Origin of the sequence: Ihubacter massiliensis, from assembly GCF_024125305.1 — a bacterium.
GTDB classification, from domain to species: Bacteria; Bacillota; Clostridia; order Peptostreptococcales; family Anaerovoracaceae; genus Hominibacterium; species Hominibacterium faecale.
This window is the reverse complement of record NZ_JAMXVH010000001.1, coordinates 1,244,069-1,270,657: the sequence shown is the minus strand read 5'-3', so window position 1 is coordinate 1,270,657 and position 26,589 is coordinate 1,244,069. Positions and strand designations below refer to the sequence as shown.

Below are 26,589 nucleotides of genomic sequence, written 5' to 3'. Positions count from 1 at the left end.
ACATGTTAGATCGTTTCAAGGATACAGAAAAAGTACAGGAAGTGCTGATGCAGGCCCAGACCGGACTGTGGGTCATCGAACTGGAATACGCAAAGGCGCCTCGTTTGTATGCGGATCCTGTAATGGAGGAGCTTCTGGGGCTGGAAAATCCTTTAACGCCGGAAGAATGCTACCAGTTTTGGTATGAACGAATCGAACCTCCTTACCGTCCCATAATTCAAGCGGCAGTAGAAAAAATTTCCCAGAGTGAGCATGCAGAGGTCCAGTACCCCTGGTTTCATCCCAAGTGGGGCAGGATTTTTATTCGCTGCGGCGGAGCAAAGGACGAAAATTTTCAAAAGGGAACCTGTCTGCGGGGATATCATCAGAATATTACCAACACAGTCATGCTCAAACATGAGTACGATACGGTTTTAACTGCTGCGCAAATGGCAATTTCACAAATTTATACACTGGTGATCAGCATTGATTTTCCAAAAACAGAATATAAATGTATTCATTACTCAGGAAGTGTTCTCAAATTAGATAGCCAAGGTGCCTTCCGGAATTTCTATCAGCAGATGATACAGAAAATGCCGGCAGAGGATAAAGCGATTTTCGACAGGCTGCTGGATATTTCCACATATGAAGATAAGGCATATATGGACGGCACCTTCCGGCTCTGCGACGATATGGGCCAGCTGCATTATTATACTTATTATTCCGCCCGGATTCAACAGGAGCTGGAGGGACGCCTGCTGATTACTGTGCGTAATGTGGACGATAAACAAGAAGCGAAAAGACGGGAAGAAGTTCTCACCAATCTCTGCCAGTGCTACTATTCCATCTATCTGTTCGATCTGGAAAAGAATACTGAAGAGCCCATCTGGCAGGAAGAAATGATCGCCCGGCAGCAGGAGTTTCCCAAAGGCAGTCTTGATACATACTATAGTAAATTCGTAGACCATTATGTGGTGGAGGAAGATCAAGAGAAAATGCGCAGGGCCGGTACGCCGCAGTTCCTTCGGCAGACGTTATCACACGAACAGCCGGTATACGATGTGGATTTCCGCCGCCTCTATCCAGATCGGGTCGAGTGGGTGCGTGCTCGGTTCAGTGTGGCGGAACTGAAAGATGGGCAGGTTACTAAGGTTGTGTTCGCCAATATGAATATTAATGAACAAAAAATCAAAGAACTGGAGGAAGAACAGAAACAAAAGCTTTATTTTGAATACCAGAATATCATACGGGGATTAACCTCTTTTTATCATTCGGTCTTTTATATTGACTTGGTCGAGCAGACCTTCCAGTCATACAACTGGCTTAAAGATTTGAGCGCCCGAATGGGACAGAGAAACGATTATCACGAATTGATACGGACCTGCGCCCAATCCTTTATTCGCAAAGAAGACCAGGCGGCGTTTATGAAAAATCTTTCTGCTGAGGAGATCAGTCGTCGAATCCGCAGCGGCGAGACCATTTATTCTGTGGAATTTCAAAGAGATTACGGAGGATTTTATGGATGGATGCGGATTCATATTATCCTAGCCGAAAGCAGAAACGGTGTCCCGGAAAAAATTATCATGGCATCCCACAGCGTGGAAGAGGAAAAGGAGCAGGAAGAGCAGAATCGAAAAGCGTTGCGCGCTGCCTATGAAACAGCCCAGAATGCAAATGAGGCCAAAAGCAATTTTTTAGCGCAGATGTCCCACGATATTCGTACGCCTATGAACGCGATTATGGGTATGGCCAGTATTGCATCTACTCAGATACACGATCCGGAAAAAGTTCGGGAATGTTTGACTAAGATCGCTGTTTCCAGTAAATATCTACTCGGCTTGATCAATGAAATTCTCGACATGTCCAGGATTGAAAAAGGAAAGCTGGATCTATCAGAGGAGCCGTTTTCCCTTACGGAATGGATGGAAACATTAGCCGCTATCACCCGGTCTGAGGCACAATCGAAAAATCAAAACATCGAATTTCAGAAAGAGCAGGTGGTTCATGACCGGCTGCTGGGTGACGCCGGGCGCCTCCGCCAGGTATTGATTAACCTAATCGATAATGCAGTCAAATATACCAAACCCGGCGGCAACATCAAGGTAACGGTAAAAGAAACGGCCGCTCCTGCTCAGGGGGGCGGACGCTTTATCTTTTCGGTGGAAGATACGGGGATTGGAATGGATAAAGACTTCTTGGAACACGTTTTTCTGCCCTTTTCCCGGGCTGATGACCCACAGGTCCGTCGCATGCAGGGCACGGGTCTTGGAATGTCTATTGCCCAGGGAATCGTTTCTGCTATGCAGGGAGATATACGAGTGGAAAGTGAAAAAGGTAAGGGAAGCTGTTTTACAGTCATTGTAAATCTGAAGCTGAATGACAGCGGGCAGACCCCTGCGGACAAGAAACAAGATGTTCTGGATATGGGAAATGACGTTAGAAGTGCTTCCCGCATGGAACAGAGAGCGGGTATGCGCATTTTGCTGGCTGAGGATAATGCGCTTAATATGGAAATTGCACAGACGATTCTGCACGATGCCGGATTTATCGTGGAAGGCGTGGAAAATGGTTTGAAAGCCCTGGAAACCTTCTCCTCATCTGCCCCTTCTACGTATCAGGCGATTCTGATGGACCTTCAGATGCCGGTGATGAATGGGTACACGGCAGCCAGGGAGATTCGCAGGTGCGGACATCCCCAGGCCGGGAGCATTCCTATCATTGCTCTGACTGCCAATGCTTTTGCTGAAGATATCGCCAAATCTCTTGCGGCAGGAATGACCGACCACGTTTCCAAGCCCATTGATTACGAGACTCTAATTGCAATCTTGGATCGGGGAATTCATTTGGGCTAAGAGTACATGCTTTACAGAACAAGAAGAATAAAGAAGGGGAACGATAATGGGTGATACTTTAGAGAAAAACCCTCAAAAACGAATCTGCATCGGCATACTTGCTCATGTAGATGCAGGAAAAACAACGTTATCAGAAGCAATACTTTATAGCAGCGGAAACCTGAGGAAACTGGGGAGAGTGGATCATGGGGACGCTTATTTAGATACGGACCAGCTGGAGAAAAAAAGGGGGATCACGATCTTTTCCAAGCAGGCGCGGTTTGTGCTGGGCGACAAGCAGATTACTTTGATGGATACGCCGGGACATGTAGACTTTTCTGCTGAAATGGAGCGAACGCTGCAAGTGCTTGACTATGCGATCCTGGTTATCAATGGGGCTGACGGCGTCCAAAACCATACGCTGACTTTGTGGAAACTGCTGGAACACTATGGGATTCCGGTGTTTCTCTTTATTAATAAAATGGATCAGCCGGGAACTGACCCAGGAAGACTGATGGATGAAGTGAAGAAGCGGCTTAACGATGGATGTATCGATTTTGCCGCAGCTGACGAGACCCTGTTTTTTGAAGAACTGGCCATGTGCTGTGAGCCGCTAATGGAGACGTATCTGCAGGCCGGCTCCATGTCTCGCAGTCATATCGCAGAAGCGGTTCAAAACAGGCAAGTGTTCCCGTGCTATTTTGGATCGGCGCTGAAGATGGAAGGCGTAGAGGCGTTCCTGGACGGACTGGAAATCTATTGCCGCCCCCAAACCTATGCGGATGAATTCGCAGCCAGGGTATATAAGATTTCTAGAGACTCAGCCGGACGCCGGCTGACCCATATGAAAATCCTAGGAGGAACGCTGCGGGTGAAAGATATACTGAAGGGCCGGAATGGATGGGAGGATAAGATAGATCAAATTCGTCTTTATTCCGGAAGTCAGTTTAAACTGGAAAAACAGGCGGACGCCGGTACGATCTGTGCAGTCACGGGCCTGGAAAACACATGTGCCGGTGAAGGCCTGGGGACGGAAGATTCTGCTCTTGCTCCTGTTTTGGAGCCGGTGTTGACATATCGGATCCTGCTTCCGGAAAACTGTGATACCCATACGATGCTGGCAAACCTGCGTCAGTTGGAGGAAGAAGACCCTTTGCTGCGAGTTGTCTGGGACGAGTGGTCGGGTGAAATCCACGCACAGTTGATGGGGAAAGTGGCGATGGAGGTTCTGCAAAAACAAATATTGGACCGCTTTGGAATCGAAGTGGAATTCGGTCCAGGCAGTATTGTATATAAGGAAACAATCGTAGAGCCGGTGGAAGGTGTAGGCCATTTCGAACCCCTTCGCCATTATGCGGAGGTGCACCTGTTGTTGGAGCCGGGCAAGCGGGGCAGCGGCCTTGTCTTTGCCGCAGATTGCAGTGAAGAACAATTGGACCGCAGCTGGCAGCGTCTGATTCTTGCACATTTGGAAGAAAAGCCGCATTTAGGCGTTCTTACAGGTTCGGAAATCACAGATATGAAGATTACACTGATTGCCGGCAAAGGCCATCTAAAACATACGGAAGGCGGCGATTTCAGGCAGGCGGCTTATCGCGCGGTGCGACAGGGTTTAAAAAAGGCAAAAAGTATTCTTTTGGAACCCTGGTATGAGTTTTGTCTAGAGGTGCCCCAGGAGATGGTTGGAAGGGCGATGGCCGATATTCAGAGAATGGAGGGAAGTTTTTCTCCGCCGGAAACACAGGGAGATACGGCAGTAATTATCGGAACCGCACCAGCAGCATCCATGGCCCAATACCAAAACGATGTGCTCACATATACCAAAGGCAGAGGGAGGCTGGCGTGCGCCTTTAAAGGTTATGGGACGTGCCGCAATGAGCGGGAAGTCATAGAAGTCAGAGGTTACGATTCGGAACGGGATGCGCAGAATCCAACCGGATCGGTCTTTTGTGCCCACGGAGCAGGATTTACAGTCAGCTGGGATCAGGTTGAAACGTATATGCATGTCGACAGCGGATGGCGTCCGGAAATCAGGAAGGCTTCGAAGGTCCGTGCGCCCCTCCCCCAGAGAGGACAAAGAGTCGCCAGCGATCAGGAGCTGGAGGAAATCTTTACTCGTACTTACGGAGAATCTAAGCGGGAAAGAGCGCGTTTTCAAAGCCCCCTTGATCCGGCGGAAAAATCCTTGACAGCGGTTAAAAAGCGTCGTGGGGAGACGGAAACAGACGAACAGAGACAGCGGTTTCTGCTAGTTGACGGATATAATATCATTTTTGCCTGGGAAGAGTTGAAAGAGCTGGCCCAAGTGAATCTGGACAGCGCCAGGGACAGGCTGATCGAAATTTTATGTAATTATCAGGGGTATCAAGGCGGCACCCTGATTGTGGTCTTTGATGCCTATAAGGTAGAAGGGGGAAAGGGTTCTGTTGAAAAACACGGTGGTATTTATGTGATTTACACAAAAGAAGCCGAATCCGCTGACCAATATATCGAGCGGACCGTAAATCAGATTGGCAGAACCTACGATGTGACAGTCGCTACTTCGGACAATATGGTACAGATGATCATATGGGGAGAGGGAGCGATGCGGATTTCGGCCAGAGGGTTGAAAGAAGAAATTGAAGCAGTTAACCAACGAATTCGCAGTGAATATATGGGTCAAAACGGATCTTGAGTTTTTAGTCGAAACCGAGTATTATGGATGTAACAGGATTTTACAAGAAAGGTGGAAAAAGGATGGAAACACTGGACGAATTATATATTATAATATTTTCAGAAGGGCTTCCTTTTCTCATTCCTGTTTTTTGGATTGACAATATCAAAGGTAATCACGGACAGAGAGAGGACCTTCCCATGATCGATCTGGCCCGGCTGGTTCGGGTACAGGAAGAAATAAGCAAAAGCGCATATATCCTATCCCTTTCCCATGAAGGCAAAGCCTTTGATCTGGCCGTACAAAAAATAGGCGGCTTATATACGGTTACAGAACGGATGCGGATCAGATTGCCTGACTGTGTGCGAAACAGCGGCAACCGATATTTGTCGGATGCAGTCCCCCTGGAGCAAGGTGACGGGGGTGGACAAGAATTGGCCTATCTACTCAATCCACAAATCCTGTATCAAATGACCGCAAACGAATGGGCGGCGTCAGAGGAATAAAGCATATGAAATTTATCACGGCAGTGGGTAAAAACAAGACCCTGTATATTGAAAAAGAAAAAGTTGCGGCGATCCTTTCAGAGCCGCAGATACAAAGGGTGCCGGCCGCAGATGAAAAAATTGGAGGAATTTCCCTTTACAACGGACAGCTAGTGGTCTATCATCAACTGGGAGTCTGCAGAACTGAAAGAATGTGCGGTATTATTGTAAAAACAGGCGGTGAAAGCTTGACTGGCATCATAGCCGATTATCCTTCACAGGAGAGTATGGAGCCTGACGATCTTTCGCTTGTAATGCCGGGAGTATGGGAGATAAATAGTGATTAGGCTGAAAGAAAATGAATTTACTGATATTGTTGAATACATGCGCATGCATTATGGTATCAATCTCGAAAAAAAGAAGATTTTGATCGAATGTAGAATGTCCAAAACTTTGGAAAAACAAGGCCTATCCTCCTTCGGCAGCTATATGGAGCTGCTGAAAAAAGATAGGACTGAAAAGATAGCGGCTGAACTGATTAACCGTCTGACTACCAATTATACTTATTTTTTCAGAGAGGTTAGTCATTTTCAAATCCTCACCAGTGAAATCTTTCCAAAACTGTTTCAACAAAAACGGTACGGACCTCTGAATATCTGGTGTGCGGGATGTTCCACCGGAGAAGAATGTTACACACTGGCCATGACCTTGCAGGAATACATGCTCCAATCTGGAACGTGTTCTCTTGTCCGCATACTGGGTACGGACATATCGGAAGACGTGATAAGCCGGGCACAAAGGGGCGTCTATCCCATTCGTGAGATTGATAGCATTCCTCAAAGTCTGCGGCCCCGATATTGTCATGTGGAGGCGGATCATAAAAACTTTCAAATCGATGAAAAATTGAAAGAGTATATCCGCTTCAAAAGACAAAACCTGATGGAACCTTCAGCAGCAGAAAAATATGATTTGATTCTATGCCGGAATGTGATGATTTATTTTGATCGAACATCGAGAAAAAAACTGGTCCGGAAACTGGAAAACAGCTTGAATGCGGGCGGTTACCTGCTGATTGGACATGCGGAGCTGCTTGCCAGAGATGAGACCTGTCTGGAATCGATGCATCCGGCGGTATACTTGAAAAAAGAGCGGGAAGATAAGGAGAATTTATGAAAAAAATTATGATCGTGGATGATGCAATGTTTATGAGAAAAGTCATACGAAAAAATCTGGAAGACTGCGGCTATACCGAGATCATTGAAGCTGAGGATGGTGATCGGGCACTGGAGTTTTTTGAAGCTGAAAGTCCCGACTTGACCCTCTTAGATATTACCATGCCGGGAAAATCAGGACTGCAGGTACTGGAAGAAATCATCCGTATGAATCCTGAGGCAAAGGTAGTTATGTGTTCTGCAGTGGGGCAGGAGATGATGATTCGGCAGGCCATTGAAACAGGTGCGGCAGATTTCATTGTAAAGCCATTTAAAAGTGAAGAATTGATAAGAGTCATAACTAACTATATGCAGTAAGAGTCCCGCAGGAAAAGGAACGATCATATGAGAGAGTATTTTAAAAATTTAAAGATTGGAAGAAAGCTGATCCTTACTTTTGCGATCATCATTCTTCTATATATTGCTACTGTAGCTATTACTTTGGTTAATATTAAGAGTATGTCCGATCGGGTGGACACGTTGTATAAAGGTCCCTTTGCCAATGTTCAGTCCTCCCTGCTGGCTATCTCTGATATGCAGGCTATAGGCAGAACGCTGGCTGTTCTGACAGCAACGAATAATCAGGTCGATGAGGCGGCCTATCTGGAAAACGCAAAACAGCTGGCGCAATCAGTAGACACGAAGATCGAAGAATTGACATCCGGATATGTGAGCGGCGAAGATAAGGTCAAGGAGCTGAAAGAACAATTTCCGGAATTAGTGCTGAGCAGAGATCGGGTGCTTGCCTTACTGGACGCAGGAAAAGATCAAGAAGCACTACAGGCATATATGAATGATTATTCGCCGCTGGCAGAGAAGGTAAGGGGTACTCTGTCGGAAGCCGTACAGCTTTCCATTAAAGATGCTGAGGACAGTATGGACAAAGGACAAAGCTCGGATAAAAGGATTGTAATTTTGATTCTTTTGATCTCTCTGATTATTCTAGTATTTACAGTAATAATTGGAGTTACCATTACAAGGAGCATCGTTCAGCCGGTGAATGAAGTGAAAAGGGCGGCCAACGAGATTGCCGGCGGACGCTTGAACATTAATCTCGCCTATACGTCCAATGACGAAATGGGTCAGCTGGCCGATGATATTCGAGAGACTTCGGCAGCATTGAATCTATATGTTTCTGAGATTAAAAAGAATTTGACAGCTCTTGGAAACGGAAAATTAAATTACCAGACGGACATAGAATTTAAAGGAGATTTTATCGCTCTCGGTCAAGTTCTCAGAGAGATTAATGGACTCTTAAAAAATTCGATACAGCAGATCGGAGCCAGCGCCGAACAAGTATCAGGCGGGGCCGAACAGGTATCGGGCGGAGCTCAGGCACTAGCCCAAGGAGCGTCCGAACAGGCAAGTTCCATTGAGGAACTGGCCAGCAGCATTAACGAAATTGCCGACAGTGTGCAGGCCAACGCCGACAGCGCAGTGAAATCCAGCCGGGTAGCGGATGCAGTGGGAAGCAGTATCAGTGAAAGCAATGAGCAAATGAATCTGCTGACGGATTCTATGAGACAGATGGAGCTCAATTCCAGTGAAATCAATCAGATCGTTGAGGAAATCGACGAAATTGCCTTCCAAACGAATATACTCGCTTTAAATGCTTCTGTGGAAGCAGCCAGGGCGGGCGATGCAGGCAGAGGTTTTTCTGTGGTTGCGGATGAAGTCCGCAGATTAGCGGCCAAGTCATCGGAGGCTTCCAAATTGACCGCAGAACTGATCAAAAAGAATACAGAAGCCGTGAACAGCAGTATTGGTGCTGTGGATATGGCAGCCCAAAAGATGCAGGAATCTGTACAAAGAGCAAAAGAAGTCAATCAGATGGTCGATTCGATTTCCCAGGTATCTGTTCAGCAGGCCGATGCGGTTATGCAGATTCGGCAGAGCGTGGAACGAATTTCAGAGATTGTTCAAGGTAATTCCGCTACAGCAGAGGAAAGTGCGGCGGCCAGTGAGGAACTGTCTGCTCAAGCCCAAATCTTAAAAGAACTGGTAGAAAAATTCGAAGTTTAAAAGGCCGATTAAGGAGAAAGAATGAACAATTATACACCGCTGGATCAAATTTCAATCGATATCCTTTCGGAACTTGGAAATGTAGGGACAGGAAATGCCGTCACCTCGTTATCGCAGATGACAGGACATTCGCTGGAGATTGAATTACCGAAAGTAGAAATTGTAAAATATCAGGATATCTATCGTATCTTAGGAGAAGCCGAAGAGCTTCAAACTGGTATTATGGTACAAGTAGCGGGCAAATTAAAGGGCACGTTCCTATTTCTGCTCAGCGAAACCTTCACTCAGAGCATCTTGCGAGCTGTCCTGGGCGGGGAAAATCGCAAGCTGACAGATTTGGATGAAATGGACCGTTCTTTGATCTGTGAATTGGGGAACATAATGTGCGGATCATACATACGTGCGCTTTCCCAACTACTGGATATGGATATGGATGTGACGGTTCCGGAAATGTGCATTGACATGGGCGGCGCCATCCTGAGCGTGCCCTTATCCCGATTTCTAAAGGTCAGCGAACAGATCCTGCTGATCGAAAATAAATTCCGCATGGGCAATCAATCCTTTATGGGCCGTATTTTGTTTCTGCCTGAGCAAGAATCCCTTGAAGCAATGCTTTCCAGCGTCAGGGAGTGATGAACATGGAACGGATTATCGTAGGGCTGGCGGAAGGTAAGATTGCAGAGAAAAATCAGTGGCTGGTATCTTATGCGCTGGGTTCTTGTATAGGTGTATGCCTGTATGACAGACTTAACCAGATAGCAGGCATGGCACATATCATATTACCCGGCAAACTGGAATCGCGCAACCGGCAAAACCCGTACAAGTTCGCAGATGAAGGCGTATTCGAGCTGATACGGGAAATGAAAAAACATGGCGCCGCAGAAACCCAGCTGATTGCCAAGATCGCAGGCGGAGCAAAGATGTTTTCTGCAGTAGGCTGGGAGTGGGAGATTGGCGCACGGAATATTCAAGCTGTTAAAAAGGCCCTTGCCAACGCGGGGATTCGAATAGCAGGTGAAGATACAGGCGAGAATTATGGAAGAACAATATCTTTTTGTGCACAGGACGGCAGGCTGGAAGTCAAGACAGTCAAACATCCGCTGAAGATATTGTGAAATAAAGGCGGAGGAAAGTATATGGATAACGAAACAAATCAGATCGTCTTGGTGGTAGACGACAGTATTCTAATTTGCAAACAGGTCCAGGCGGCGCTGAAGGAAAAGCCGGTTTTTGTCTGTGAAGCCCATGACGGCCAGCAAGCCGTGGAATTAATTCAGCAATACCAGCCTGATTTAATCCTGCTGGATGTGGTCTTGCCGGATGCGGACGGCTATGAGCTGATTGAAAAACTAAAAGAAGCAGACCAAAACGATGCGATGATCATATTCCTCACATCGAAGGATAAGGACGACGATGTGGTCAGAGGATTTTCTCTTGGGGCCTGCGATTACATAAAGAAACCCTTTGTCCAGGCTGAGCTCCGTTCGAGAGTCTGTGCACATCTGAAAATGAAAATACAAAAGGATGAACTGAACCGGCAGAATAAAGAGTTGAAGTCAAACATGGAAAAGCTCAATTACATGGCTTTCCGTGACGGCCTCACTGGCCTTTATAATCGAAGATATGTGGTTGGCGATTTGATGGAGGATATACATCGAAAGGAAAGCGGAGAACGAAAAAACGTGCTGATCCTGGCAGACATCGACGACTTTAAGGTCATAAACGATACCTACGGCCATGATGCCGGTGATATGGCGCTTGTCTGCATTGCCAATATACTGGAAGCAAATTGCCGTGGACACAAAGTTGTTCGCTGGGGCGGAGAGGAATTTTTAATCGTTCTCTTCAATGTAACAACACAAGAGGCTTATCAAGTCAGCGAAGCAATACGCAGGGAAGTCGAGAATTTCAGAATTTTCCACGATGACGGTGAATTTTCCTGTACCATAACCCTGGGGCTGCATGCATACAAGGAAAAGGAAGGAATCGAGGAGAGTATCAACTGTGCTGATAAAGCCCTTTATCAGGGAAAGCGGTCAGGGAAGAATCGCAGTATCTGGTACGGATGCGAAGAATAAATGGAGTGGAAGATGGGTTATTTTGATTCGGATGCGGAAGAAATGCTGGAAGTTTATCTGCTGGAAACCCGGCAGCTTACTGGACAGCTGAGCTCGGTGCTCCTTGACGCGGAAAAAAACAATGCCTTTACTCAGGAAGATATTCATAGTATCTTTCGGGTCATGCATACGATAAAAAGCTCCTCCGCGATGATGGGGCTTGCAGAAATGTCTTCCATGGCACATAAGCTGGAAGACCTTTTTGCGTATTATAGGGATCAAAAGGGGATGCTGCAGCAGCCAGAGCCGGAGTTATTCGACCTGCTTCTGGCCGCTCTTGATCATGTGGAAGAAGAGTTAGAAAAAATGGCGCGGGAGGATTACAGGCCAGAAAGTACCAAGGACATCGAAATGCAGGCAGACGCGTATCTAAAAAAGCTGGCTGGCGGTCAAGAGGATGACGAAGCGTGTTCAGAGGAACAGAGCGAAGAACGAATCCCCGGGGGATTGAGAGAAAAAAGCGGTCATGTCGCCAGGGTCGTTTTTGAAGAAAACTGCCGTATGGAAAATGTGAGGGCGTATATGTTGGTACGCCAGATCAGCGGACTTTGTTCCTGCGTGGAAACCTACCCGACCGATTTGGATAAAGGTGCCGATGTCGAAGAATATATTAATAAACATGGTGTTTTTATCCGTTTTGAAACTGAACATGAAAAGGAAGTGGTTGAGACTCTTTCAAAGGGATTATTTGTAAAAAAATGCGAGGTGCTTTCTGAAAAGCAGAAGGCCCCCGCGGCGGAGGACAAAAAAGAGGAGATAAAATACACAGCTCCGCAGCAGAGCAGAGATAACGAGTTTCTCAGTGTGCGTTCCGATCGGCTGGATAAACTGCAGAACTTGGCAGGAGAAATGATCATCCAAATACAGAGCCTGGACAACAGTCTCAATAATCTGGGACTGCATGATCTGAGCCAAGGAGCTGCTTACCAACTCAATCGGCTGATTTATGAAGTGGAACGAACCGTTATGGAAACGCGGATGGTTCCTGTGGAAAAGGTCGTCCCCAAACTGAGGCGTATCTTGAGGGACATTAGCAAGCAACAGCAGAAAGAAATTGATCTGGTGGTGGAATGTGCGAACATTGAAGCGGATAAAAGTGTGGTAGAACTCGTTTCAGAAGCTCTCATCCATTTGATCCGCAATGCGGTGGATCATGGCATCGAAGCACCGGAAGAGCGCCTTGCAGCTGCCAAAAACAGAAAAGGAACAATCCGTTTTACAGTCGAGGGCCTGTCCGGAGAACTGTTGGTAACGATCAGCGATGACGGCAGGGGAATCGACGAGGAAGCGGTACTGGAAAAGGCTGAGGAACAAGGAAGATTGAACAGACCTAAGGAAACTTACCAATTCGATGAGATATGTGAGCTGCTCTTGCAGCCCGGGTTTACCACCAATGAGGAAGTGACCGCGTACTCCGGACGAGGTGTGGGACTGGATGTAGTAAAGAAATCCATAGAGGAGACCGGCGGCAATCTGCGTATTCATAGCCAGCCAGGAAAGGGCAGTGAATTTCTGATCACGGTTCCTTTGACGCTGGCTACGATCGAATGTGTCCGCTTTCAGGTGGCGGAATATCGTTTTTCCCTTCCGGCCCGATATGTTTTTCGCTTTATGGATTATCGTTCAAAGAAAGCCTATATCCAGAACACAAACGGGCGCCTTCATATTCTTTATGAAGGACAAATGGTGCCGCTGATCGATCTGCGGTCTTTTTACCGCATTGGCGGTCAGGTTCCCAATTCATCGATTATTGTTTATGTGAAAAATATGGAAAAGGAAGGGTGTATTTTAATCGATTCCATGTTCCAGCAGAAAAGAGTCGTTGTCAGACCGCTGCCTCCATTTTTGGGAATGAATTATCGCAGAAGGACAGGAATTACCGGATGCAGTACCATGGGTGACGGTGTTATATGTTCATCGCTGGATATCGGTCTTTTGATCACCCAATACGAGAAGGAGGGAGTCTATGGGACCGAGTAATCAAAACGCGATGCTTCTGCTGGCAGGCAGGGAAAAGAACTATGCGGTAGAATTTTTTTCTGTGGAAGAAATTTGTTTCAACATCAAGCTGTCCAAGATCCCCGCTCTGCCGAATTATTTCCTGGGGCTGGGCAATTATAAAGGAAGCACTCTGCCGATCATCAGGTTGGAAAAGGAGTACGGACAACCCGGGGCGAAGAACATGCAGCCCGTAGTTCTAATCTTGAAATATCAACAGCATCAGTTCGGTCTTTGGGTAGAAGTACAACCGGATATGATTCCTGCCGGCGCTGCCGCAGCTATACAGGAAAGCGATTTTACGATAGAAGAAAATGGGATATGGAAAGAAAAGGAATTGTATCAGTATGACGGAGAACTGGTATCGCTGATTGATGTCCAGCGATCGGCGGAACAGCTCTTACTGCTATGAGTTCATCCCTAAGACGCCGTATTCCAAAGCAAAGCGCAGGGAGGATCGAGTACATGGAAGCAAGCAAACAGAATAGGCAGGAGTATGTTACAGAAATACTGAGCAGATTGGATGAAAGATACGGCACTGAGAAAGAAACCTTTGACTTTCCGCAGCCCTGGCAGCAACTGGTTGGGATTATTCTCAGCGCCCAAACGACAGATCGGCAGGTAAATCAGGTGCTGCCCCAGTTATTCGGAACATATGGAACTCCTGCTGAACTGGGAAAAGCAGATGTTGGAGAAGTGATGGAGATCATCCGTCCTGTGGGGCTGCATAAAACAAAAGGGAGGAATATTATTGCTTGCTGCCGCCGGCTGGAGGAGGAATTCGGAGGAGCAGTTCCTCAATCCATTCAGGAACTGCTCAGGCTGCCTGGAGTAGGACGCAAGACGGCAACGCTTTGCTTAGCGGATGTTTACCATATTCCCGGTGTCACCGTGGATACCCATGTCTTTCGCATCGCAAGACGCCTGGGATGGGCGCGGGGAAAGACTCCGGCGGCCGTGGAGAAAGAGCTGGAAGCGGTTTTGCCCCGTACTCACTGGAACCGAATTAATTTTCAGCTGGTGGAACATGGACGGACAATCTGTTCCGCCAGGAAAGCGGATTGCAAGATATGCCCGTTGACTCCCTGGTGTGAAAAAAAAGGAGTTGAGAAACAGCATGAGGAGAGGAATCCATGAACTATAAAATCATGTATCAATTTGACCCGGTTTTTGAAACGATAGGGCTTTTGCACAGCATTGCCGAGCCGATGGAAAAAGAAGCAGTGATTCAGCAGTTCAATGAGCTGGGATTTGACGCTGAACGTTGCTACAAAAAGTACTACAAAATCATGGAGCGGTATATCAGGCTTTTTAAAAAACATATGGCCCCTTGCGAAATAAGTCATCAAGAATTCTTTTTCTGTCATGGCGACGAATTTTGCCTGCTGCTTACTGTGCTGATCACAGAAAATCCCCAGTGGATGGATTCTCTTGATCCTGTAAGCGATGAAGAAATTCGCAGTATGACTGGTTTTTTGCTCCAGGAAAATGAAGCGCAGGCCATCTCCCTGAGGGATGGGAATTGGCCCCAGCTTGATACAGAAAAGGAAATAATTAAGTTTCTATCTGATTTGCAGGCAGAGGAAAGCTTGAAATGGCACTTGCTGGAGTTTATGCGGTGCCCGAAAGATTGGATGGAAAAATTAATTGAGCTGCTTGCAACAAACATTCCTGCATGTGAAAAAGCCTTGGAGGAGATGAATAAAGCCTTGGAACCATTTGTGCGGAGCTACGAAAATAATGCGGATAAACAGGTTTCACAAATAGCGAAAATTTGTGCTCCGGGGGCTTGCATCTATCCGACACTGATTGGAGGCATGTCCCAGCAAATCTATTATTCAAGGTGCTATCAAGGCTTGTTTATGTCATTTTTGACGCCCAAAGGCAGCAGCGGGGATGAGCGTAAAGAACTGGTCATCACGAGAATGAAGGCGCTTAGTGACAGGAGCAAGCTGGATATACTCTGCGAGCTGAAAAAATCCAGGCAATATAATTTGGAGCTTGCTGAGACCATGAAACTTTCGCCGTCTACCATATCCCACCATATGAACGTGCTCTTTGCCTGCGGCTTCGTAGGCATCGAGAAAAAAGACGGAAGAGTCTATTACTATCTCCAGGAGGAAGTGGTGGAAGAGTATCTGGATCATGTGCGCCAGATGCTCCTGTAAAACAATCGATGATGAGTGAAGGGACTTGCAAAGCTGCTGCCAGACCCTTTTAGTGCCGTATAAGTGTAAGAGATAAAGCGTACTTTCAGTGCTTTATCCTCTGCACTTATTTTTTTATTTCCCTGGCAGCCTGGAATCCAAATAATCGGAATGCTGCTCTCATTATATTCGATTATTATAAAATATAGTTGATATATATAAAATGATATGATATTCTACTAATAACGAATAAGTTTGATGGATGTGGAATTTGGAGGGATTATGAACGCATGCTTGAAAAAGAACAAAGGATTTTTGGCGATGGCCGTCTTGATGGGGGCTGTTAGTGCAATTGCCGCAGCATTTGTCTCGATCATTTTGCAGTGGATTTTGGATGTAGCCCTAAATGGCGATCTTGAAGGGTTTGAAAAAATGATTGCCGGTATAGCGATCTATATGGCTGCCTTGTGTCTGATGGGGTTTGTCGAGGCCCTATGCGGAAAAATTTTGCTTCGAAATGTGACCAAAGATTTGCGGGACCGGATTTTTCGAGGCGTAATGAGCAAAGGACCGGAGGAATATTATAAGTGTAATTCAGCAGATTATCTGTCTATGATTGTTAACGACGTAAAGCTGATTGAGGAAAATTTTCTAATACCGTTGCTGTTGTCGATTCAGATGATCGCCTTGTTCTTAGCAACTTTGGCAATCTTGTGCTATCTCAGTCCATTGATTACCGCAATTTTAATTGGTTTTCTATTGCTGATGTTTTTGGTTCCGGCTTTATTGGGAAAAGCTCTGCAAAAGCGTCAAAACTTTTATTCGGAAGAGTTGGCTCGTTTTACTGCCAAAGCAAAGGATTTTCTCAGCGGCTATGAGGTTATAAGAAGTTTTTCCATAGGCGGTCATATTTTAAGCAAATATCACAAAGAAAATAGCAATACGGTGAATGCCAAGTTCCGTGCAGACCGTTTGGTAGCAGTCAACGAGAGCTTAGCCGATATGTTGTCAACGCTGAGTGTTGTGGTCGTTGTATTTGTGGCAGCCTATATGGTGCTCCGGGGAAACATAACAGCCGGGACCTTGCTAGCGCTGATCCAGTTGAGCGGAACCTTCAGCACACCGGTGCTGGTAATCATGCAAAGTTTTCCTAAGATGGCGGGTATGAAACCAATTCTGAATAAGGTTGAAGCATTGTGCACACAAGAGAATAAGAGCAGCGTTGCAAATGCAGCAGCATCCGTCCGTTTTCAAAAAGGTATTTCCTTTGATTGCGTAAAATTCGGATACGAGGATGACCACGCTATTCTCAAGGGAATCAACCTTGAAATAGAACCGAACAAAAAATATGCTATGCTGGGAGATAGCGGCTGTGGTAAAACAACAGTCATTCGGCTTCTGACCGGATATTCAGACCGGTATCAAGGCCACATCTGCTATGATGGAAAAGAAGTTCGGCAAATGAACCAGCGCGAGCTTAGTCAGCAAATCGCCGTGATCCATCAAAATGTATATCTCTTTGACACAGACATTTATCAGAATATCTGCCTGGAGGAAAAATTTTCTGAGGAAGACCTAAATCTGGCCTTACAAAAGAGCGGCGTGGCCGGTTTTTTGAGTCAAATGGAGGAAGGAATACATACAAAGGTCGGTGAAAACGGCAGCCGGCTGTCAGGAGGACAGAGGCAGCGGATTGCAGTAGCAAGAGCCTTGATCCGGAAAACGCCGATTTTGGTTCTGGATGAGGGGACCTCGGCGGTGGATCAGAAAACAGCCTGCGCCATCGAACGGGAACTGCTCAAAGAGAAGGAACTGACCCTGATTACCATTACGCACCATATGCAGATCGAGTTGAAAAATCAGTACGACCGGATTTTTTATATGGATAAGGGAGTGATCTGCACACCGGATTGTGAATGATCGGAAAAGAAAGATTTTCAATTACCAGGCTTGACAATGGATGAAAAAAACAATAAACTAATATAGTTCACAAAGTGAACTATATTAGTTTATTGGAGGATTTATGGCAGAAAAAGACTGGATCGAAATGATGGAACAAATGCAGAGTATACGCCTCTTTGCCCGGCTGAATGTGAGAAGAAAACGGCAATCCGAGCATTTTTCCGCAGAGTCTCTGGATTTGCTCTCCAGAGTGGCGCTGGCAAGGGAACCTCTGACGCCTCTCATACTCTGCAAACAGACCGGATTAACCAAACCGATGATGAGTAAGCTGATCGAAGAGTTGAACGGAAAGGGTTTTCTAAATAAAGAACAGGATCCAAAAGATAAAAGAAGCTATTTTTTAATTTTGACGGAAGAAGGCAAAAAAGAGCTAAATAATACTTACCAGTATTATTTAGAGCCAGTCTATAAAATCTGGCGCCATCTTGGGGAAGCGCAGTTTGGGGAATTGATGAAGCTGATCAATCTGGCAAATCGTGCGTCACAGGAGTAAGAGGGGGCGATGGAAGAGATGAATTTTTACGATGTAATGCAGCTTTCTGCAGCAGATACCAAGCAGCTGCTGCGGGAGACGCCAGTAAAAAAAGAAAAACGGATGTACCAGCTGGCCTTTGTGGTAAAGAATGTCCTATGTATTTTATTTTGTATGACAGTGGTCGTATCCTTTACTGTTTTATTCGGAGAAGAAAACAGTATTCCGGGCGTGGTGGTGCTGATTGCGATCCTGGCAATGCGAAAGGCGGATTTCGATATGAACCCCAGACACGGCCTTTTTGTTATTCCAATCTTGTTTGCCATCCTTGCGGCAGGACCTCATCTGGCCGGACTTGCAGGGCCGGCGGCTGCCTTTGGTATTAATCTGGTCAGCCTTCTTTTAATTTTAGTATTGAGCTGCCATAATATTTACCTGTACAATCATGCTACATTCGTCTTGGGATATCTGCTATTGATGGGCTATGATGTTTCAGGCGAAGCGTACATTCGGCGCATTCTGGCACTGATGGCGGGAGCGGTTCTGGTCAGTGCTGTTTTTTATATCAATCATAGAAAAAAAGAATTTTCCTGGGGCATTGGAGGACTTCTTCGAGATTTCTTCTCAGGCGATGAACGGATGCGGTGGCAGATTAAAATGGCCCTGGGCCTCTCCACAGGCATGCTTCTGGCAAGTCTGCTGGGCATTCCCCGCATGATGTGGATGGGTTTTGCCTGCATGTCGCTTCTCCCTCCGGTGCAGTCCACTGTACCGGCTCGAATCAAGCAAAGATTGATCGGCGTTGTTGGAGGATGTGCCTTGTTCGCCTTGCTGTATCAAGTTCTTCCCGGTGATCCGGGGACCTATATCGGTATTTTGGGCGGTCTGGCTGTGGGTTTTTCCGGAACTTACGGCTGGCAGACTGTGTTCAACTGCCTTGGAGCCTTATCCATGGCCGTAGGCGTCTTTGGGATTGCCGGTGCCATTGCACTGCGCATGATCAACAACTTCTTAGGCATTCTTTATAGCTTTTGTTTTCATAAATTATATGAAGGCGGAAGCGGGCTTCTGCGTACAAATGAAAAGGCTGCCGCAGATCGAACGTAATCGGAGGAAAATGGTTGCCTTTTTCCTGACTCTCAGTTATGATTATACTGCGCCGTTTATGTGAGCGCTCAATTTATGGATTTAAACTGAAAAAGGAAAAGAATGAAAAACTATTTGTGTGTATTAACCATTGCTCTGATGCTGTCTCTGGTTTGTTTCGGCTGTGCGGAAAAGAAGGAAGGCAATTTTCGCCTGACCTCTGACCAGATGAAAAGTTTGGTGAGCCAACTCAATGAAATGGATCAGTATGAAGGATACGAAAATCAGTTTACAGAAGTAAAAACAATCAATTCTATAAAGCTATACGGTGCAGAAAAGGAAGATACCCAGATCAAACTGTATATGTGGGATGTATCCGGAAGCTATGTGAAATATAAGGATGCGGCCTATGAAGTGGCCGGCGGGTGCTATCCGCTCATTGTAACTGCGGAGGCGGAGGGAATGAAACTTCGGATTAATGATATACAGTTCCCGGAAGACAGCCTTGCTTATGCATCCTCAATTCGAAAGATGTTTCCGAATAAATATGCAGAAAAAATTCTCAATGAAAGTATCGAAACCGCTGATAAATTGTACCGTCAGCAGAATGAGCAGATAAAAAATTACTGGCACGTCCCCATCAGTAAAGAGCATTTTGCTCTGGACGGGGACAGCGGCGAGGTTTTGATCGTTCGTACCACTGAGGGCTACGACAAAAAGGGTGAGTACTATTACAAGAAGGAAATCGTTGATCGAGGTTTTTTAAAAAAGTTGTAGGAGGTGTATTATGATAAAATCTTTTGCTGCCGCGTTTTTTCGAATTTATGATCGAAAAATCACCAGCGGGGAAATAACCTTTTCCCAGACAGGTATGAAAAAAGAAGATTTTACGAAACTATGCACAGATCAGTCTTATGTACTGCCTAGGACGGAAATTGAACGGCTGTGCAATGCTATGAAGCTGACAAGTGAAGAAGCACAAACTCTGCTCCAGTGGGCGCAGGACTGAATTAAAACTACCGGATCGGCGTTTAATAAATGCCGCAGCGGTAGTTTTTTCTTGGGCTCAAAAAAAGAAAAGTGGAAAAGTGCTTGACAAACTTAACTGTAAGAAATATAATTACAGTTACAAAAGAGGGAAACTAAAAGAGAAGGTGATAAAGGTGACGAGCGAATTTGCAATAGCCGTGCATACGCTGGTGTTTTTAAATCATAAAGGCGATTGTCAAAGCAGCGAAAAAATAGCGGAAAACGTTTGTACCAATCCGGCCAGAATCCGAAAGATTCTGGCAAAGCTTCGAAAAGCAGAGCTGGTGAGGACAAAAGAAGGAAACGGGGGAGGATATTATTTTCAGGGAGATGCTGCGGATGCCACCTTGGCAAAAATATGCCGGGCAGTGGAGGAAATACCAGTTTCAGTATCGAAAAAAACCGGCGACCCCGATATGAAGTGTCAAATTGCTTCCGGTATGGCTGCAATCATGGATGAGATTTACGAAGGACTGAACCAGCTATGTGTCAAGCGGCTGGAGGAAATCAGTGTTGCGGATATAGACCGAAAGGTATTTGGCGAATGAGAGGAAAGAATTATGAAAAAATATGATGCGATTATTATTGGTTTCGGCAAAGGCGGAAAAACGCTGGCCGGCGATCTGGCAGGTCAGGGAAAACGAGTTGCCCTGATTGAAAAATCCAGGAACATGTACGGAGGCACCTGTATTAATGTGGGCTGTATTCCCACCAAGTCGCTGGTTCACAGCGCGGAGCTGGCGGAGGCCTTTCACTTTGACTCCTTTGAGAAAAAGGCGGAGTTCTACCGGGCCTCGATGGAAGAGAAACAAAGGCTGGTAGAGATGCTGCGTCAGAAAAACTATGATAAGGTCAACGCCAGTGAAAATGCGGATATCTACGATGGATTGGGAAGTTTTGTTTCAGACCATGAAGTAAAGGTCAAGTCCCAGGAGGGAGAAGAGATTCTATACGGCGAACAAATTTTTATCAATACTGGATCCGAGGCGTTCGTTCCGCCGATTCCAGGTCTTGCTCAGGCAGAGCGGGCGTACACCAGCCAGACTCTGCTGGACTTGAAAGAACTGCCCAGACATCTGGTGATCCTGGGCGGCGGCTACATCGGACTGGAGTTTGCGTCTTTCTATGCATCCTTCGGCTCCAAGGTAACGGTCATTCAGATGGAAGACTTATTCATCGGCCGGGAGGACCGGGAAATCGCAGATGTGGTCAAAGCCGCTCTGGAAAAGAAGGGAATCACCTTCATCATGAGTGCGGCAACCAAAGAGATCACGGGAGATTCGGACATGGTAAAGGTGGAATATGAAGCCGGAGGCAGAGCAGCATTCGTCCAAGGCGACGCCCTTTTGGTGGCGACCGGCCGCAGGCCCAATACAAAGGACCTCCAACTGGATCAGGCAGGCGTAGAGACACTGAAAAACGGCGCAGTCAAGACTGATGAAAACAGGCGGAGCAGCAAGAGCCATATCTTTGCCATGGGCGACGTGGCAGGAGGTCTGCAGTTTACTTATGTTTCTTTAGATGATTACCGGGTTGTCAAGTCAGCTCTCAGCGGAGGCAGTTATACGGCGGAAAATCGAAATATTCCTTACAGCGTTTTCATCGATCCGCCCCTCTCCAGAGTTGGGCTGACAGCAGATGAAGCAAAGGAAAAGGGATACCAGAATGTTAAAAGCGTTTCCCTGCCTGCCCCGGCCATTCCAAAGGCACAGGTGCTGCAGCAGCCTACAGGCCTTCTGAAAGCAGTCATAGACGGCGATACGGAGCAGATCCTGGGGGCGACCCTGTTTTGCAGCGAATCCCATGAGATGATCAACCAGATCAAGCTGGCCATGGACCTGGGAGCATCCTATAAGGTTCTGGCAAACCAAATTTTCACCCATCCAACCATGAGCGAATCGCTCAACGATCTGTTCTCAGCAGTTAAATAATACAAAAAGACGTGATTTGCTTCGGCGGCCCCATGAAGCGAATCACGTCTTTTCTATGTCCCGATTATAGGCCGAAGGAACCGGTGATTGGATCCTCAAAAAGAAAGACATGCGGAGGATCAATGGTAAAAAAGATAAAACAAACGATCAGAAGTGCCGATCCAATTCCAGCCAGTAAGTCAGCCCGGTGGGACGAAAGACAACCCTTTTGCAGCAACAGGTAGCTGGACAGATATGAAGCCAGAACTCCGAGGATAAAGGTTCCGATGTCCAGGGGCAGATAATTCGTACCCAGCAGGGCCGTATAACCGTAAAAGGATGCGACAATGACGATCATTCCCAACAGGATGGATACCAGCCGAATTGCGACAAATCCACGCCGCCGGTTTCCATAGGCAAAATATTCGATGACCGCGAAAAGAAACATAGGCGTCGCCAGGAGCTTTAAATGCTCCCATGTGCTTTCATTAACCGCAGAAAAAGAAGCGATCAAAGGATTCTCCCCGGACCAATGGTAGAAAAAATGGGTCAAAGTTCCAAGGATAATGGTAAAAAGAATTCCGGCGATATGCCAGCGCTTTGTGTTCATGGAAAATACCTCCCGTAATAGTCTATGCAGACGGCAGAAAAATGTTACTCGATCCGTAAACTTTGCGAAACCATTGACATATCATTCATTTTTACATACTATAAAGCAATGCGAAGGTATTCGTAATAGCAAGGGAGGTAATGTATGTGAAGCAGGAGCATGAAGATGATCTGCAGAGCAGGCATAAAAAGACCGCCATGCAGGTATCGATTGTCAGCATAGCGGTGAATTTGCTGCTGTCCGCGTTTAAACTGGCCGCTGGCCTCATCGCCCGCTCAGGAGCAATGATCTCGGATGCTGTTCACTCAGCATCCGATGTGTTCAGTACCTTGATCGTGATGGCCGGGATATCCATTTCCGGAAAAAAATCCGACCGGGAGCACCCATACGGCCACGAACGGATGGAATGTGTGGCGTCGATTCTGCTGGCGATTTTTTTGCTGGCAACAGGAATTGGAATCGGATTTGCGGCTATAGAAAAACTGTTAAATGGAAGCAGTCAGACCATTGCCATACCGGGAAAACTGGCCTTGATCGCGGCGATCATTTCCATTGTAGTTAAGGAAGGAATGTATTGGTACACGAGAAAAGCAGCTAAAAAGATTCATTCGGGAGCATTGATGGCAGATGCATGGCATCACAGGTCGGATGCCCTTTCTTCTGTAGGAGCTTTTATTGGGATTTTGGGAGCACGTATGGGACTGCCGATCATGGATCCTTTAGCCAGTGTAATCATCTGCATTTTTATCGCCAAGGCTTCCATCGATATATTTCGCGATGCTATGGATAAAATGGTGGATAAAGCCTGTGATTCGGAGACTGTGGACCGCATGATTTTTCTGGCCTTGAGCAACCCCAAGGTAAAACAAGTAGATGAGATGCGGACCAGAATGTTCGGCGCCCGCTCTTATGTGGACATGGAGATTGCCGTCGATGAAGACCTATCTTTAAAGGAAGCCCACTGCATCGCAGAAGAAGTCCATCTGGCAGTGGAGCAGGCGTTCCCACAGGTAAAGCACTGCATGGTCCATGTCAATCCCCAGGCTTCAAATCGCTAATGCATCCACTCGGACATCTTCTGACGTTTTTTCAAGCGCAAATAATAGCATATTCCCGCCAAATCGGCCAGAAACCAGCCAATAGGGATTGCCCACCAGATGCCCAAAAGTCCCGCTGCGGTGGGTGCCAGGGCGTATGCCAGGATTACCCGTGTGCCCAGAGAAATGACGGTAAGAATGACCGATATCCCTGCCCGGCCGATACCGCGGTAAAAGCCGTACAGCAGAAAGAGAATGCCGATGCCGCAATAAAACGCGCCTTCAATCCTGAGATATTGAACACCGATGGCGATGATTTCCGTCTCGGAGGAGCGGATGAAAATTTCCATCAGCGGCTGGGCGAATAGGCAAACCAGCGCTGAAATAACTAAACAAAAAAGAAACACGCACAAGACCGCGGACCGGATCCCCTGCCGGATACGGTCTTTTTTTTCTGCTCCGAAATTCTGCGCGATATAGGTGGAAAAAGCATTGCCGAAATCCTGAACCGGCATATAGGCGAATGCGTCGATCTTTACAGCCGCGGCGAATGCGGCCATGACAGCCACTCCGAAGCTGTTGACCAAGCCCTGGATCAGAAGGATCCCAAAGTTCATGATGGACTGCTGCATGCTGGTCAGAAGGGAGAGACGAATAATGCTCCAGCAGATGGATTTGGGCGGGCGCATATGTTTCTTCTGAATCCGCAGGATGGGAAGGCGAAGAAAACAGTAAAGGGCGATCCCGGCTGCTGCTGCCAGCTGTGCGATAACCGTAGCCCAGGCAGCGCCTGCGATCCCCATTTTAAAGCAGAGGATGAAGAGCAGGTCCAGACCAATGTTCATCAGTGAGGAAACGCCGAGAAAAATAAGCGGTATCACCGAATTGCCGATGGAACGAAGCACAGCGGCAAAATAGTTAAAAATAAAGGTGAAGAGAATTCCAATAAAGACAATTCGCAGGTAAACTTTGGTTTCATCGTATATTTCATCAGGAATCTGCAGCACGGACATAATGGGATTAAGAAAAAGAAAGACTGCGCAAGTGATGCCGATGGTTAAAAGTCCGATGAAAAAAAAGGAGAAGGAGAGTGAGGAACGGAAAGCATTTTCTTTTTTTGCGCCGTAGCACATGGAAAAGGTCACGCCGCTTCCCATGCACAGACCCAGTATGATCGACGTGAGAAAGACCATGAGCGCAAAGGAAGAACCCACTGCAGCCAGCGCGTCCGGGCCCAGAATCCGCCCGACGATGAGTGTGTCCACGATGTTGTACAGCTGCTGGAGCAGATTGCCCAGAATAAGGGGCAGGGCAAATATAAGGATTGATTTTGTCACTTTGCCTTCCGTTAGATTGATTTGCATATCAAGCTCCTTTCATTTTGTTCTGCTATATGAATGTTAACATCTTTTCAGCGGCAGGTCAAAGCGAATAGCCCTTTTGAACAAAATATACGATTTTTCGATTTTCTTTTATTTCTATGAGGCAAAAATGAATACAAAAGGTACGACTTGGCTCTGATATTTGGATCGTTTTGTACATTGGATTGCTGAAAACAGAATGCTAAAATCTATGATAACTAATCCGTTAGATGTGTCTGAACGACTTCGTTTAGCAAGTTAAGATTTGAAAAGGAGGCTTTCATGGAAAAGAAAGATAGGTTGGATGTATTGCTCGATCATGCAAAAACAGCTTTGAAAGAATTTGAAGCGGCCGCACAGGAAGACGTTGATAAATATGTAAAAGCCATGTGCCTGGCATTCAAGGAGCATGCCAGGGAATTGGCGGAGCTTACCATTGAAGAGACCGGACTTGGGGACTTGGAGGCGAAAATAGAAAAGAACACAGGCGCACCCGACGGAATCTGGTACGATCTGAAAGATAAAAAATCGGTAGGCATTATCGGTGAAGATCCGGAGCTGAGGCTCAAATATGTCGCATCGCCGAAAGGAATATTAGCTTCGGTAGCGCCTACGACCAATCCCAATGTGACAATTATGTTCAACGGAGCTTATGCGATTAAAGGACGGAATGTACTCATAGTCGCGCCCCATCCACGTGCCATAAAAACATCCCTGAGAACCTGCGAGATCTTAAACGAGGCATTGAAAGAAGCAGGCGCGCCCGACCATCTTCTGCAGTGCATTGAATCGCCGTCTATTGAAATGACACAGGAGCTTATGAAGAACAGCAATGCCATTATTGCCACGGGCGGTTCCGCCATGGTTCAGTCCGCCTATTCCAGCGGGCACCCTGCCTTTGGCGTAGGACCGGGAAATGTACAGACCATCTTCGACCGGAACTATAGCGATTATGAGAAGGCTGTCAGCCAAACCGTATTGGGCCGCAGGTACGATAACGGATTGATTTGCGCATGTAATCAATCCTTTATCATTCCTGAAGAGATGGAGGAATCTCTGATTCAAATCATGGAAAAGGAAAACGTTTACTATGTTAGCGACCAAGAGACGATCAACGCCTTCAGAGAACTGATCTTCCCCGATGGAAAGCATATCAATCCCAAAGTCGTGGGGCAGAGCCTTCAAAAAATCGGGAACATGATCGGTTTGGAAATACCGGAACATATGCGGATCGCAGTCCTTAAAATTAATAAAAAGGATGCAGGGCAGAAGGATCCGCTGTGCGGGGAAAAGATGTGTCCGGTAGCGATTTCGATCACTTATGACAGTTTTGAAGAAGCGGTGGATATAGCAAAAACAAACCTGAATTACCAGGGTGCGGGACATTCGTCGGTCGTTCATACGGATGATGCCGCTCATGCGGAATACTGCGGGACAACGCTTCCCGTATCGCGTCTGCTGGTGAACCAGCCTGGCATCTTTGCGGCCAATCCCGCGCTGGCCAATGGTTTTCGGCCGACCAGCACATTGGGCTGCGGCTCCTGGGGTAACAACTCCATTTCGGAAAATCTCACATTCGAGCACTTGATCAATATTTCAAGAATCGGGTGGACCAAAGATGAGGAGGCTATCCCCACGCCAAAACAGATTTGGGAGGAATAAAGGAAAAGATATGGAAA

25 protein-coding genes are annotated in these 26,589 nt (G+C 46.6%); 23 read left to right on the top strand and 2 right to left on the bottom strand.

Features of this window, described 5'->3' with window-relative positions:
* Window positions 1–2 precede the first annotated feature (2 nt).
* From NIA71_RS05870 to NIA71_RS05770, 21 genes are all read left to right on the top strand, one after another.
* Window positions 3–2,831, top strand: coding sequence for a hybrid sensor histidine kinase/response regulator (locus NIA71_RS05870; protein ID WP_253019892.1), 2,829 nt, complete (start codon window positions 3–5; stop codon window positions 2,829–2,831).
* Between the two features lie 46 nt (window positions 2,832–2,877).
* Window positions 2,878–5,484 carry a translation factor GTPase family protein gene (locus NIA71_RS05865; RefSeq protein ID WP_253019891.1) on the top strand — a complete coding sequence of 869 codons (2,607 nt, stop codon included), beginning with the start codon at window positions 2,878–2,880 and terminating at the stop codon, window positions 5,482–5,484.
* 62 nt (window positions 5,485–5,546) lie between these two features.
* Window positions 5,547–5,969: a hypothetical protein gene (locus NIA71_RS05860; RefSeq protein WP_253019890.1), complete on the top strand. Its 423-nt coding sequence runs from the start codon at window positions 5,547–5,549 to the stop codon at window positions 5,967–5,969.
* 5 nt (window positions 5,970–5,974) lie between these two features.
* Window positions 5,975–6,295, top strand: coding sequence for a hypothetical protein (locus NIA71_RS05855; RefSeq protein ID WP_253019889.1), 321 nt, complete (start codon window positions 5,975–5,977; stop codon window positions 6,293–6,295).
* Window positions 6,288–7,121: a CheR family methyltransferase gene (locus tag NIA71_RS05850; protein WP_253019888.1), complete on the top strand. Its 834-nt coding sequence runs from the start codon at window positions 6,288–6,290 to the stop codon at window positions 7,119–7,121. Before NIA71_RS05855 ends, NIA71_RS05850 begins: the two co-directional genes overlap by 8 nt.
* Window positions 7,118–7,477 (top strand): response regulator, encoded by a 360-nt coding sequence (locus NIA71_RS05845; RefSeq protein ID WP_148396453.1) that lies wholly within the window; start codon window positions 7,118–7,120, stop codon window positions 7,475–7,477. Before NIA71_RS05850 ends, NIA71_RS05845 begins: the two co-directional genes overlap by 4 nt.
* Before the next feature lie 27 nt (window positions 7,478–7,504).
* The gene (locus NIA71_RS05840) at window positions 7,505–9,181 is read left to right on the top strand and encodes a methyl-accepting chemotaxis protein (protein ID WP_148396455.1); all 1,677 of its coding nucleotides are present in this window, start codon (window positions 7,505–7,507) and stop codon (window positions 9,179–9,181) included.
* A gap of 21 nt (window positions 9,182–9,202) precedes the next feature.
* Complete coding sequence (locus NIA71_RS05835; protein WP_148396457.1) at window positions 9,203–9,814, top strand: chemotaxis protein CheC; 612 nt, start codon at window positions 9,203–9,205, stop codon at window positions 9,812–9,814.
* Between the two features lie 5 nt (window positions 9,815–9,819).
* Window positions 9,820–10,296, top strand: a complete 477-nt coding sequence (locus NIA71_RS05830; protein WP_148396459.1) for a chemotaxis protein CheD — start codon at window positions 9,820–9,822, stop codon at window positions 10,294–10,296.
* A gap of 21 nt (window positions 10,297–10,317) precedes the next feature.
* Window positions 10,318–11,259, top strand: a complete 942-nt coding sequence (locus NIA71_RS05825) for a diguanylate cyclase (protein ID WP_148396461.1) — start codon at window positions 10,318–10,320, stop codon at window positions 11,257–11,259.
* Window positions 11,260–11,271: 12 nt separating this feature from the next.
* Entirely contained in the window at window positions 11,272–13,278 is a 2,007-nt protein-coding gene (locus tag NIA71_RS05820) for a chemotaxis protein CheA (protein WP_253019887.1), read from the top strand.
* A complete protein-coding gene (locus tag NIA71_RS05815) occupies window positions 13,265–13,708 on the top strand; it encodes a chemotaxis protein CheW (RefSeq protein ID WP_253019886.1) in 444 nt (147 codons plus the stop codon). Before NIA71_RS05820 ends, NIA71_RS05815 begins: the two co-directional genes overlap by 14 nt.
* Window positions 13,709–13,761: 53 nt before the next feature.
* Window positions 13,762–14,433 (top strand): endonuclease III domain-containing protein, encoded by a 672-nt coding sequence (locus NIA71_RS05810; RefSeq protein WP_253019885.1) that lies wholly within the window; start codon window positions 13,762–13,764, stop codon window positions 14,431–14,433.
* Window positions 14,430–15,464, top strand: coding sequence for an ArsR/SmtB family transcription factor (locus NIA71_RS05805; RefSeq protein ID WP_253019884.1), 1,035 nt, complete (start codon window positions 14,430–14,432; stop codon window positions 15,462–15,464). The genes NIA71_RS05810 and NIA71_RS05805 overlap by 4 nt, the downstream gene beginning before the upstream one ends.
* A gap of 261 nt (window positions 15,465–15,725) precedes the next feature.
* Window positions 15,726–17,363: an ABC transporter ATP-binding protein gene (locus tag NIA71_RS05800; protein WP_253019883.1), complete on the top strand. Its 1,638-nt coding sequence runs from the start codon at window positions 15,726–15,728 to the stop codon at window positions 17,361–17,363.
* A 103-nt stretch (window positions 17,364–17,466) separates the two neighbouring features.
* Complete coding sequence (locus NIA71_RS05795; RefSeq protein ID WP_148396472.1) at window positions 17,467–17,898, top strand: MarR family winged helix-turn-helix transcriptional regulator; 432 nt, start codon at window positions 17,467–17,469, stop codon at window positions 17,896–17,898.
* Window positions 17,899–17,907: 9 nt separating this feature from the next.
* Window positions 17,908–18,984, top strand: a complete 1,077-nt coding sequence (locus NIA71_RS05790; protein WP_148396474.1) for an FUSC family protein — start codon at window positions 17,908–17,910, stop codon at window positions 18,982–18,984.
* Between the two features lie 102 nt (window positions 18,985–19,086).
* Window positions 19,087–19,740, top strand: coding sequence for a hypothetical protein (locus NIA71_RS05785; RefSeq protein ID WP_148396476.1), 654 nt, complete (start codon window positions 19,087–19,089; stop codon window positions 19,738–19,740).
* A gap of 10 nt (window positions 19,741–19,750) precedes the next feature.
* Window positions 19,751–19,972: a hypothetical protein gene (locus tag NIA71_RS05780; protein WP_148396478.1), complete on the top strand. Its 222-nt coding sequence runs from the start codon at window positions 19,751–19,753 to the stop codon at window positions 19,970–19,972.
* A gap of 154 nt (window positions 19,973–20,126) precedes the next feature.
* Entirely contained in the window at window positions 20,127–20,540 is a 414-nt protein-coding gene (locus NIA71_RS05775) for an RrF2 family transcriptional regulator (protein WP_148396480.1), read from the top strand.
* A 12-nt stretch (window positions 20,541–20,552) separates the two neighbouring features.
* Window positions 20,553–21,923 carry an FAD-dependent oxidoreductase gene (locus NIA71_RS05770; protein ID WP_253019882.1) on the top strand — a complete coding sequence of 457 codons (1,371 nt, stop codon included), beginning with the start codon at window positions 20,553–20,555 and terminating at the stop codon, window positions 21,921–21,923.
* Between the two features lie 64 nt (window positions 21,924–21,987).
* Here NIA71_RS05770 and NIA71_RS05765 read toward each other — a convergent pair whose 3' ends face one another.
* Complete coding sequence (locus NIA71_RS05765) at window positions 21,988–22,512, bottom strand: DUF6512 family protein (protein WP_148396484.1); 525 nt, start codon at window positions 22,510–22,512, stop codon at window positions 21,988–21,990.
* A gap of 140 nt (window positions 22,513–22,652) precedes the next feature.
* On the opposite strand from NIA71_RS05765, the gene NIA71_RS05760 reads away from it, so the two are divergent.
* On the top strand, window positions 22,653–23,570 hold the full coding sequence (locus NIA71_RS05760) for a cation diffusion facilitator family transporter (protein ID WP_415270812.1): 918 nt from the start codon (window positions 22,653–22,655) through the stop codon (window positions 23,568–23,570).
* Here NIA71_RS05760 and NIA71_RS05755 read toward each other — a convergent pair.
* Window positions 23,567–24,913, bottom strand: coding sequence for an MATE family efflux transporter (locus tag NIA71_RS05755; protein WP_148396488.1), 1,347 nt, complete (start codon window positions 24,911–24,913; stop codon window positions 23,567–23,569). The genes NIA71_RS05760 and NIA71_RS05755 overlap by 4 nt on opposite strands.
* Window positions 24,914–25,192: 279 nt before the next feature.
* Here NIA71_RS05755 and NIA71_RS05750 point away from each other — a divergent pair, with 279 nt between their 5' ends.
* A complete protein-coding gene (locus tag NIA71_RS05750; protein WP_148396490.1) occupies window positions 25,193–26,572 on the top strand; it encodes an aldehyde dehydrogenase family protein in 1,380 nt (459 codons plus the stop codon).
* The last annotated feature ends 17 nt before the right edge of the window (window positions 26,573–26,589 follow it).

Excerpts from the sequence above, each read along its gene's own strand:
- NIA71_RS05855 (WP_253019889.1), top strand. The coding sequence starts at position 5,975 with ATGAAATTTATCACGGCAGTGGGTAAAAACAAGACCCTGTATATTGAA.
- NIA71_RS05805 (WP_253019884.1), top strand. The coding sequence starts at position 14,430 with ATGAACTATAAAATCATGTATCAATTTGACCCGGTTTTTGAAACGATA.
- NIA71_RS05820 (WP_253019887.1), top strand. The coding sequence starts at position 11,272 with ATGGGTTATTTTGATTCGGATGCGGAAGAAATGCTGGAAGTTTATCTG.
- NIA71_RS05815 (WP_253019886.1), top strand. The coding sequence starts at position 13,265 with ATGGGACCGAGTAATCAAAACGCGATGCTTCTGCTGGCAGGCAGGGAA.
- NIA71_RS05865 (WP_253019891.1), top strand. The coding sequence starts at position 2,878 with ATGGGTGATACTTTAGAGAAAAACCCTCAAAAACGAATCTGCATCGGC.
- NIA71_RS05845 (WP_148396453.1), top strand. The coding sequence starts at position 7,118 with ATGAAAAAAATTATGATCGTGGATGATGCAATGTTTATGAGAAAAGTC.
- NIA71_RS05770 (WP_253019882.1), top strand. The coding sequence starts at position 20,553 with ATGAAAAAATATGATGCGATTATTATTGGTTTCGGCAAAGGCGGAAAA.
- NIA71_RS05795 (WP_148396472.1), top strand. The coding sequence starts at position 17,467 with ATGGCAGAAAAAGACTGGATCGAAATGATGGAACAAATGCAGAGTATA.
- NIA71_RS05755 (WP_148396488.1), bottom strand. The coding sequence starts at position 24,913 with ATGCAAATCAATCTAACGGAAGGCAAAGTGACAAAATCAATCCTTATA.
- NIA71_RS05870 (WP_253019892.1), top strand. The coding sequence starts at position 3 with ATGTTAGATCGTTTCAAGGATACAGAAAAAGTACAGGAAGTGCTGATG.
- NIA71_RS05760 (WP_415270812.1), top strand. The coding sequence starts at position 22,653 with ATGTATGTGAAGCAGGAGCATGAAGATGATCTGCAGAGCAGGCATAAA.
- NIA71_RS05750 (WP_148396490.1), top strand. The coding sequence starts at position 25,193 with ATGGAAAAGAAAGATAGGTTGGATGTATTGCTCGATCATGCAAAAACA.
- NIA71_RS05835 (WP_148396457.1), top strand. The coding sequence starts at position 9,203 with ATGAACAATTATACACCGCTGGATCAAATTTCAATCGATATCCTTTCG.
- NIA71_RS05825 (WP_148396461.1), top strand. The coding sequence starts at position 10,318 with ATGGATAACGAAACAAATCAGATCGTCTTGGTGGTAGACGACAGTATT.
- NIA71_RS05790 (WP_148396474.1), top strand. The coding sequence starts at position 17,908 with ATGGAAGAGATGAATTTTTACGATGTAATGCAGCTTTCTGCAGCAGAT.
- NIA71_RS05765 (WP_148396484.1), bottom strand. The coding sequence starts at position 22,512 with ATGAACACAAAGCGCTGGCATATCGCCGGAATTCTTTTTACCATTATC.
- NIA71_RS05840 (WP_148396455.1), top strand. The coding sequence starts at position 7,505 with ATGAGAGAGTATTTTAAAAATTTAAAGATTGGAAGAAAGCTGATCCTT.
- NIA71_RS05810 (WP_253019885.1), top strand. The coding sequence starts at position 13,762 with ATGGAAGCAAGCAAACAGAATAGGCAGGAGTATGTTACAGAAATACTG.
- NIA71_RS05800 (WP_253019883.1), top strand. The coding sequence starts at position 15,726 with ATGAACGCATGCTTGAAAAAGAACAAAGGATTTTTGGCGATGGCCGTC.
- NIA71_RS05785 (WP_148396476.1), top strand. The coding sequence starts at position 19,087 with ATGAAAAACTATTTGTGTGTATTAACCATTGCTCTGATGCTGTCTCTG.
- NIA71_RS05860 (WP_253019890.1), top strand. The coding sequence starts at position 5,547 with ATGGAAACACTGGACGAATTATATATTATAATATTTTCAGAAGGGCTT.
- NIA71_RS05830 (WP_148396459.1), top strand. The coding sequence starts at position 9,820 with ATGGAACGGATTATCGTAGGGCTGGCGGAAGGTAAGATTGCAGAGAAA.
- NIA71_RS05780 (WP_148396478.1), top strand. The coding sequence starts at position 19,751 with ATGATAAAATCTTTTGCTGCCGCGTTTTTTCGAATTTATGATCGAAAA.